The organism is Massilia suwonensis (genome assembly GCF_042655665.1).
Lineage (GTDB): Bacteria > Pseudomonadota > Gammaproteobacteria > Burkholderiales > Burkholderiaceae_D > Telluria > Telluria suwonensis.
The window spans coordinates 134,862-143,338 of sequence record NZ_JBHSMR010000011.1; the positions used below are offsets into that span (position 1 = coordinate 134,862).

An 8,477-nucleotide genomic window follows, 5' to 3' on the forward strand; every position below is an offset into this window, starting at 1 on the left:
CTTTACGAAAGCAATTATGGCCATTAATAAGAAAATTGCCATCCTGTCCGGCATCGCTACCGCCCTGCTGGCCGGCGGCGTCCATGCCCAGGACAGCGGCTGGGTCGACTCAGCTTCCTTCGACTTCGGCACCGGTCCGAAAGTGCGCATGGCGCGCCTGGCCGTGCAAAAGAACTGGGATGCCCGCTGGTTCGCCTCGAACGGACGCCACCTGGGTGGTTACTGGGATTTGTCGGCCGCCTACTGGCGCGGCACCGCTTACCGCAACGTGCCGGGCCAGCACCAGAACCTGTTCGTGGTCGGCATCACGCCAGTCGCGCGCTACCAGCGTGACGACAAGCTCGGCTGGTACGTCGAGGGCGGCATCGGCGCCAACCTGTTCTCGGAGCTGTACAACAACGACGACAACCAGCTGTCGACCGCCTTCCAGTTCGGCGACCACATCGGCGTCGGCTACGTCACCCAAAGCAAGTGGGACCTGGGCCTGAAAATCCAGCACTATTCGAACGCCAGCATCAAGCGTCCGAACAGCGGCGCCAACTTCCTGGTCGCGAGCGCCCGCTACCAGTTCTGAGAGCGCAGCCGGGTAAGCGGATGCCGTACAGACAGCGTCCGCCAGAAAATCGGCATCTCATGATTTATGTGACAATCCAGACAAGCTTGCGCACCCGCGCGCGCCTGTCTGGATGAGGCCCGTTTGAATAGTTCCACCGTCAAGACCTATTTACCCTGGCTTGTCGCCACTGCCCTGTTCATGGAGCAGCTCGACGCCACGGTCGTCAATACCGCCATTCCCAGCATCGCGGCCAGCCTCGGGGTCACGCCGCTGAGCCTGAAATCGGTCGTCACCAGCTACATCCTCGGTCTTGCCGTCGGCATTCCCGTCAGCGGCTGGATGGCCGACCGCTTCGGCACCCGCCGCGTGTTCCTTACCGCCATCGGCATTTTTACCCTCGCTTCCGTCCTGTGCGGCCTGGCGCCGAACGCTTCCATGATGACGGCCGCACGCCTGCTGCAGGGCCTGGGCGGGGCGATGATGATGCCGGTCGGGCGCCTGGCCATCGTGCGCACCTTCCCGAAATCGGAGTTGCTGGGGGCGATGAACTTCGTCATCATCCCGGCCCTGATCGGTCCGCTGCTGGGACCGACCGTCGGCGGCCTGATGGTGCACTGGACGTCCTGGCGCGCGATCTTCTTCATCAACGTGCCCTTCGGCCTGATCGCCATGTACCTGGTCTGGCGCCACATGCCGGACTACCACGGCGACGAACGGCGTCCACTCGACGTGCTGGGACTGATCCTCTTCAGTTCGGGCACGGCCATCCTGTCCTGGCTGCTGGAAGTGTTCGGCGAACATACCTTGAGCGGCGCGACGATGACCCTGATGCTGGGCGTCTCGATCGGGCTGCTCGCCGCCTATGCCTGGCATGCGAGCCGCATCCGCTTTCCGCTGCTGCGCCTGGCCCTGTTGAAGGTGCGTACTTTCCGCATTTCCGTGGTCGGCGGCTTCGTCACGCGCCTGGGGGTGGGCGGCCTGCCCTTCCTGCTGCCGCTTTTATATCAGCTGGGCCTGGGCTTGCCGGCCTGGCAGTCGGGCCTGCTGATGATGCCGTCGGCAGCTGCGGCCATGGGCATGAAACTGATCGCCCCGAAGGTGCTGGCTCGCTTCGGCTACCGGCAAGTTCTTGTCTTCAATACCCTGTTCATCGGCCTGACGATCGCCCTGTATGGCATGGTCGGACGCGAGACGCCGCTGGCCGCCATCGTCTGCATCAGCCTGATGCAGGGCTTTTTCAATTCGCTGCAGTTTTCCAGCATGAACACGCTGGCTTATGCCGACATCGAAGCGAACGACACCAGCATGGCGAGCACGATTTCCAGCTCCTTCCAGCAGCTGTCGATGAGTTTTGGCCTGGCGGCAGGCTCGCTGGTGACGGCCTGGTTCCTGGGCCGGGTGCCGCAGACGAACCAGGTGCTGGTGACCGGCGCCCTGCATCACGCTTTCTGGGCGCTGGCCGTGATGACGGTCTTGTCGGCCGCGATCTTCTGGCGCCTGCGCCGCCAGGACGGCGACAGCATCAGCCGCGGCCGTGCTGTCGCCAAGGAAGCCGAGCCGGTGGCCCAGTAATTCAGGCTGCGCTCGGGGTATCCACGGTCAGGCGCGAGAGCAGGTGCTGGCGGTTGTTCATCACGAAGTTGACGAAGCTGTGTTCCTTCACCGCCAGCCGCACGATGCCGGGCAGCAGCGGATAGCAGAACATGGCGACTTTACGTACGGCTTCGTCGTTCTCCAGCGCGGCCCGTGCGGCCGGGCCGCTACCTCCCAGCATCGGCATCAGGGCAGCGCGGTGGCGCGAAACGATGGCATTCATCGGAGCGGCCAGCTTGTCGGTCAGGCCGGATGCGTCAGCGTGCATGGGTTTCTCCAGGTGGTAAGTAACCTGGAAAGTTTGCCGCTTGGAAAATACTACGCGCTGAGCTGAAGCAATCAGCCGGCGTCTTCGACCGTTTCCGCCAGATAGTCGGGCACGCTGGCCGTGCGCCGCGCCGGCAGGCGTTGCAGGCTGACGATCACGATCAACACCACTGCGCAGGCGAGCCAGATCGACCACAGCGTATGGGTCAGAAAATGCGCGCCGCGCAATTGCTGCATCCATCCGACCAGGCCGCCCAACAGCAGCGCCACCAGCGCCGCCTGGCGCGCCGCCGTCGGCCTTCCCGGCAGCCAGTACACGCACAGCGACACCAGCCACAGCGCACTCGATGCGTGCCCTGCCGGCAGGCAGTGACCTGCCTGCACGCCCAGCGGCAAGGCATCGAACAGGCGCAGGTAGGGTTGCGTGCCGCCATAGCGCGCCAGGTCCCAGGGGCAATGGGCGACGCTCGCCTGTTTCAGGGTGCTGATCACGAGCGGCACCAGCAAAGCTGAGGCGCCGACCACGCGCAGGCGCAAGCGCTCGAGCGCCTGGCGCCCGGCACGCGGGCGGAAGGCATCCCAAGCCGCCGCGGCGATGAACCAGGCGGCCGCCAGCGTCAGGATGCTTTTCAGGATCGTGTGATTAAAAGTTTCGGTCAGCCAGGCATGGCGCCAGGGGAAGGTACCGGCGCCGGCGTCGTACAGGGCGTCGGCCAGCACCAGGTCGAGATCGGTGGCGCGGCCTATCCAGAGGATCAAGAGTGCTGAAGCAAACAGTCCGGCGCAGAGGAACAGGATCTGGCGCGCACCGAGCAGGGTCGGTGCGGAGTCGATGGGAGCGCGCATCGTCAGGCGCCCCGGGTGCAGGCGCGGAACAAGTCCAGTTTCGGATTCAGGACCGCCGTGTTCACATCCAGCATGCCGAGCACCGAGTGGAACACGTTATCGTGCGACATCGGCTGGTTGCGGCGCGCGATCAGGCAAGTGCGGTCGATCCTGAAGCGCGAACTGAAACCATCGGACATCCACAGCATCATCGGCACCCGGGTCTGCTCGCTCGGCGCGAACAGGTAAGGCGCGCCGTGCAGGTACATATTGTTTTCGCCCAGGGATTCGCCGTGGTCGGAAAAATACAGCATCGCCGTGTCCACGCCTTCGTTCGAGGCGGTCTGGCGCAGCAGGTCGATGGTCTTGCTCAAGAAATAATCCGTGTACAGGATGGTGTTGTCGTAGGCCGCCTCGATCGATTCGCGCGAGCACTTTTCGAATTCGTTGGTATTGCAGACCGGGCCGAAGCGTCCAAAGCCGGCCGGGTAGCGCCGTGCATAGGCCGGGCCATGGCTGCCCTTCTGGTGCAGGACGATCACCATGTCGCCGCTGCTCTTGCGGATCAGTTCCGGCAAGCCGGCCAGCAGGCGTTCGTCATGGCACTCGTCGCTCTCGCAGTGCGGGTCGCCCGGCGTGGCTTGCGACAGGTCTTCGAAGCCGACGCGGGCGCAGACGCCCTTGCAGCCCGAGTTATTGTCGCGCCACAGCACCTGGAAGCCGGCGTGGTGCAGGACGTCCAATAAACCTTCCTGGCTCGAGGCCTTGGTTTCCGAGTAATGCTCGCGGCCGAGGGCGGAAAACACGCAAGGGACGGAGACGGCCGTCGCCGTGCCGCACGAGGACACTTGCGAGAAATTGATCAGGCCCGGCTGGCGCGCCAGCAGCGGATTGGTCTCGCGTCCATAACCGTTCAGGGAGAAATTTTTGGCGCGCGCCGTTTCGCCGACCACCAGGATCGTCACCGTGCGCCGCTGCTGCCCGGCCCAGGCTTGCCCCTTCATGGCATCGCGTCCGAGCGGCGCGACCACCACCGGCGTCGCCCATTTGCCGCGCAGGTAGCCGTGCAGGGCCTGGATGGTATTCGTCGGCGTCAGCAGGAAGCGCAGTTCGCGGTGCTCGCGCACGGCCGGCGCCAGGCTTTTAAAAAAGACCACCAGCAACAGCACGGCGAGCGCCAGCGAGCCGCCGGCAATTCCTGCGCGCTTGAGCAGGCCGCGCATCCCTTGCGGAAAGCCGACGTTGGCGCGCGCGATCAGGATGGCGGGCAGCAAGCCGAGCAGGCCGATCGTGAAGACCATGTGCCAGCTGAAGAGTTCGGCCGCTTCGCGGGTGTCGGTCTCGAACACGTTCTGGATCATCGCCTTGTCGATCACGACGCCATAATTCGCGATGAAATAACTGGCGCTGGCCGCGCTCAGGACCAGCACGATCAGGACCGGTTTCGCGACGAAACGGAAACTGGCCAGGGTCAGGCAGGCATTGAAGAACAGCACGACGATGGCAAAGGCACCGAGCAGCAGCGGCAGGTTGTCCAGCGTCAGGCCGCCGGCCGCGCGCGTCAGGGTGGACCAGAACGGCAGGTTGCCGGCCGAGGCCAGCAGGAAGGCAACGGCCAGGGTCAGGAAAGGTGCGCTGATGCGCCGTGCAAGCAATTTATCCAAAACTCATCCATCGAAGCATTGCGGCCGGAATCGGCCACGTATGCAGCGAGGATAGAGGGGAGCCTGTCAGTGCCCGGTCAGGGAGGCGTTAAGATCGCGTGAAATCGGCGCCGGCTGGGCGGCGGCGAAGCTGATCGTAAAACGGCTGCCGCCGCCGGGGCGGTCTTCGTAGGCGAGCGTGGCGCCGAGATACTCGCAGATGCGCAGCACGAGCGACAGGCCGAGTCCCGTGCCGGCCGAGCCGCGCGAAGGAATCGCGTGCGCTGTCGCGCCATGGCCGGCCAGGGTCTCGCGCACGGCTGCGGGCAAGCCGGGGCCGGTGTCTTCGACGACGACGCGGCCCGCTCCGAGGGCGACGCTCACTGCTCCCTGCGCGGTGTACTGGCAGGCGTTGCGCACCAGGTTGCCGATGGCGGCGGCGCACAGTTCGGCCGGCGCCTGGATCGCGAACGCGGGCCCGTCGTCGTATCCGAGCTCGACCGGTTTGGCGTCCACCAGCGGGCGATAGCGCTCGACTTCGCGCGCGGCGATGGCGTCGATGTCGACCAGCGGCAGGCGTTTCAGTTCCGGCGCGCGGGCCAGCAGGAGCAGCACGGTGACGCATTCGGCCGCCTCGTGCGCGGCGCGGTAGATGCGCTCGGCCGGCGCGCGGGTCGTCTCGCTGGCGGCGTTCGCCATCAAAATTTCGGCGGCGCCCATGATCACGGTCAGCGGGCTGCGCAGCTCATGGCTGACATCGCCCGTAAAAAAGCGTTCGCGGTCGAGGAAGGCGCGCAATTCGGCGGTGTGGGCCGCGAGGGCGCGCGCCAGGATGCCGAGCTCGTCCTTGCGCTCGAGGCCCGGCAAGGGCGTGCCGCCACGGCCGACGGCATCGGCCAGTTCGCTGATGGGATTGACGATACGGCGCGCAACAAAACCGCCGAGCCCGGCGGCGAATACCAGGAAGCCGATGAAAAAGGCGGCGAACAGCGAATACACGACGAGCTCGATTTTCTCGTAGTCGCTTTCGTGGTCGACCACGACGTAGGGACCCGCGGCGTCGCTGCCGGTCAGCACGTGCAGGCCGACGCCATCGACTTCGACGTCGCTCACCCCTGGAGGCAAGTCGCGCAGGGACAGGGGGATGGCGCCGCCGCGATGGAAACGCAGGCCCGAGGGCAGGTCGACGGCGAGTCCGGCCGCCTGGCGCGGCAGCGCCCATTTCGCGACTTCGGCCAGGCGGTTGTCGACCAGGTGCACTTCGATGCCCTCGACCGCTACCGCGGCCAGCACCGCGAAGAACAGCGACAGGACGATGCCGAAGGAGACAAAGGCGACGACGATGCGCCGCCGCAGGGATTCACGTGCTTGCATCGGGGAGCGCCAGGCGGTAGCCGACACCGGGAACGGTGAGCAGCATGGAATGTGTAAACGGTTTGTCGATCGCCTGGCGCAGCGCGTGGATGTGCGTGCGCAGGGCGTCGCTGTCCGGGCGGTCCTCGCCCCAGACAGCTTGTTCGAGCGTCTCGCGCGTGACGATGCGCGGCGCGGCTTTCAGCAAGGCGTGCAGCAGCACGTAGCCGGTGCGGGTGAGCGTCACCGGCTGGCCGGCGCGGCTGGCCTGCTGGGTGTCCGGATCGAAGGCGAGCTCCCCGAAGCGCAGCTCTCTGTTGGCAGAGTTGCGCCCTTCCGCTCTCCGCACCAGGGCTTTCAGGCGCACGTCGAGTTCGACCAGCGAAAAGGGTTTGACGAGGTAGTCGTCGGCGCCGCTGTCGAAGCCGGCGACCTTGTCGTTCAGGCTGTCGCGCGCGGTGAGCATCAGCACGGGCGTCGACAAAGCCAGTTCGCCGCGCAGTTTCTGGCATAGCTCGAGGCCGTTCAGGCCGGGCAAGCCGATGTCGAGCACGATCACGTCGTACTCGTTTTCCGAGGCCAGGGCCAGCCCGGCGTAGCCATTGCGGGCGGAGTCGAGGACATGTCCTTTCGGCTCCAGGAAGCCGTACAGGTTGGCCAGGATGTCGGGATGGTCTTCGACGATGAGGATGCGCATCGGCCTATTGTAAGACGAGCCGGCGCGGAGCGTGCGCCTCAGTAGGGATGCGACAGCTGGGTCAGCTCGCGGCTGCGTGCCAGCCAGCGCTGGATGATGCGCCAATCCCCGGCGTCCGCCAGGTTCAGCGCGCGCGTTTTCACGGGCGGCCGCTCGGCGGCCAGCATGCGCCGGGCCTGCAGGGGGACGATCCGTGCCATGCCATCTTCGAAAAGCAGTGCTTCGGAGCTGGCGCTGGGGGTGTTCACATCGATGGCGTAGACGCGTCCCTGGTACAAGGGAGTGATTTGTTCCACCGGCGTATGGCCGACGACGATGGTATCGGCATCGAAGTGCTCGAGCGCCTGCGTCACCTGGGCCGGCGTTGCGCGGGGCACCTCCTTGTCGCCGTCGAAGTAGCCGCGGTATTGGGTGAGGCCGGCGGGACCGAACACCGCCTGGAGCACCGGGACCGGCTTCGCGGGACCTTGCCAGTAATGCCGGTGGGCCTCGTTGAGCTGTTCGCCCGACATGCCGCTTGCAATCACCTGCGGGCTGATCCCGCCATGCGCGACCACGACGCGTCCCGCTTTCAGGATGACCGGCTGGCGGCGCAGCCATGCGCCCAGGACCGTATCGGCGCCGAAGGCCTGACTGAAGCCGCCCATGCGTTCGGCGCTATGGATATGTTCGCGGTTCGCACGGGACATATTCCCTAGCAACATGTACTGCTCATGATTACCCAGCACGAGATGCACTGCCCCGCCCTGCTCGGCCGCCTGCAGGCTCAGTGCATACAGTCGCCAGAGCACGGCGAACACATCGCGGCCGCGGTCGACGGCATCGCCGGCGATGACGAGGTGCCCCGTGCCATACGACCAGCGTCCGGCGGCATCCTGCACGCCCAGTTCGCGCAAGGCGGCGTCGAGGAAGGCGGCATTGCCCTCGATATCGCTCAACACCAGCATGCGCCCTGGCGCAGCGATGTCGTTTGCGGGCTGCATGCCGGCTGCGCGCATGGGATAGCGCGTCTGCCTGCCTGCACAGTCGATCTCGAGTACGTCGCCGCTGCCGGATTGCCGGTGCACGGCGTCCTCGCAGAACCAGGTGGCGGTCCACTGTCCATTCGGCGCCGGCCGGACGATGGGACCGTCGAGGAATTGGGGGATACGCGGGGTGTCGCCGGTGCCGGAATACAGGTGGATGCCGATGTTGCGGTCACCGGCAGGCAATAGGAGGCGCGTGTGCACGCCGTTCGGCGTCATCTCGACCTTCGATTGCATGAGCATGACGAGCGGCGTTCCGATAACGAACACGGCTGTACCGATCATTGACCATTTCAGTTTTGCTGCACGCTTCATGCGCCCCATCCTTTAAGTCATTTCTGACTGGAAATCATAATTGGGGGATGAATAGAAGTTCGTGTATTTGCGACGAACTGCCGAATAACGCAGCCGAGTTGCAAAAAGAATCGGGACGAAAAAAAACCCGCTGATCTGAATCAGCGGGTTTTTTCTTTATAACTAGCCTGACGATAACCTACTTTCACACTGGTTGCAGCACT

The 8,477-nt window shown here is 65.1% G+C and carries 8 protein-coding genes; 2 read left to right on the plus strand and 6 right to left on the minus strand.

The genetic code is table 11. The features are described 5' to 3' along the window. The first annotated feature begins 16 nt into the window (after positions 1-16). Complete coding sequence (locus tag ACFPQ5_RS07130; RefSeq protein ID WP_379752776.1) at positions 17-574, plus strand: acyloxyacyl hydrolase; 558 nt, start codon at positions 17-19, stop codon at positions 572-574. A 123-nt stretch (positions 575-697) separates the two neighbouring features. After that, complete coding sequence (locus tag ACFPQ5_RS07135; protein WP_379752779.1) at positions 698-2,128, plus strand: DHA2 family efflux MFS transporter permease subunit; 1,431 nt, start codon at positions 698-700, stop codon at positions 2,126-2,128. A 1-nt stretch (position 2,129) separates the two neighbouring features. Here the strand turns inward: ACFPQ5_RS07135 and ACFPQ5_RS07140 are convergent, their stop codons facing one another. From ACFPQ5_RS07140 to ACFPQ5_RS07165, 6 genes are all read right to left on the minus strand, one after another. Further along, complete coding sequence (locus ACFPQ5_RS07140) at positions 2,130-2,417, minus strand: hypothetical protein (RefSeq protein ID WP_379752782.1); 288 nt, start codon at positions 2,415-2,417, stop codon at positions 2,130-2,132. 71 nt (positions 2,418-2,488) lie between these two features. Next, entirely contained in the window at positions 2,489-3,262 is a 774-nt protein-coding gene (locus ACFPQ5_RS07145) for a phosphatase PAP2 family protein (RefSeq protein ID WP_379752785.1), read from the minus strand. 2 nt (positions 3,263-3,264) lie between these two features. Continuing rightward, positions 3,265-4,905 carry a phosphoethanolamine transferase gene (locus ACFPQ5_RS07150; RefSeq protein ID WP_379752788.1) on the minus strand — a complete coding sequence of 547 codons (1,641 nt, stop codon included), beginning with the start codon at positions 4,903-4,905 and terminating at the stop codon, positions 3,265-3,267. Between the two features lie 66 nt (positions 4,906-4,971). Beyond that, a complete protein-coding gene (locus ACFPQ5_RS07155) occupies positions 4,972-6,258 on the minus strand; it encodes a sensor histidine kinase (protein WP_379752791.1) in 1,287 nt (428 codons plus the stop codon). Further along, positions 6,245-6,934: a response regulator transcription factor gene (locus ACFPQ5_RS07160; protein ID WP_379752794.1), complete on the minus strand. Its 690-nt coding sequence runs from the start codon at positions 6,932-6,934 to the stop codon at positions 6,245-6,247. Before ACFPQ5_RS07160 ends, ACFPQ5_RS07155 begins: the two co-directional genes overlap by 14 nt. Before the next feature lie 38 nt (positions 6,935-6,972). After that, a complete protein-coding gene (locus ACFPQ5_RS07165; RefSeq protein ID WP_379752797.1) occupies positions 6,973-8,274 on the minus strand; it encodes a metallophosphoesterase in 1,302 nt (433 codons plus the stop codon). Between the last annotated feature and the right edge of the window lie 203 nt (positions 8,275-8,477).

Coding starts and splice junctions, on each gene's coding strand:
- ACFPQ5_RS07130 (WP_379752776.1), top strand. CDS start 17: ATGGCCATTAATAAGAAAATTGCCATCCTGTCCGGCATCGCTACCGCC.
- ACFPQ5_RS07140 (WP_379752782.1), bottom strand. CDS start 2,417: ATGCACGCTGACGCATCCGGCCTGACCGACAAGCTGGCCGCTCCGATG.
- ACFPQ5_RS07145 (WP_379752785.1), bottom strand. CDS start 3,262: ATGCGCGCTCCCATCGACTCCGCACCGACCCTGCTCGGTGCGCGCCAG.
- ACFPQ5_RS07155 (WP_379752791.1), bottom strand. CDS start 6,258: ATGCAAGCACGTGAATCCCTGCGGCGGCGCATCGTCGTCGCCTTTGTC.
- ACFPQ5_RS07160 (WP_379752794.1), bottom strand. CDS start 6,934: ATGCGCATCCTCATCGTCGAAGACCATCCCGACATCCTGGCCAACCTG.
- ACFPQ5_RS07165 (WP_379752797.1), bottom strand. CDS start 8,274: ATGAAGCGTGCAGCAAAACTGAAATGGTCAATGATCGGTACAGCCGTG.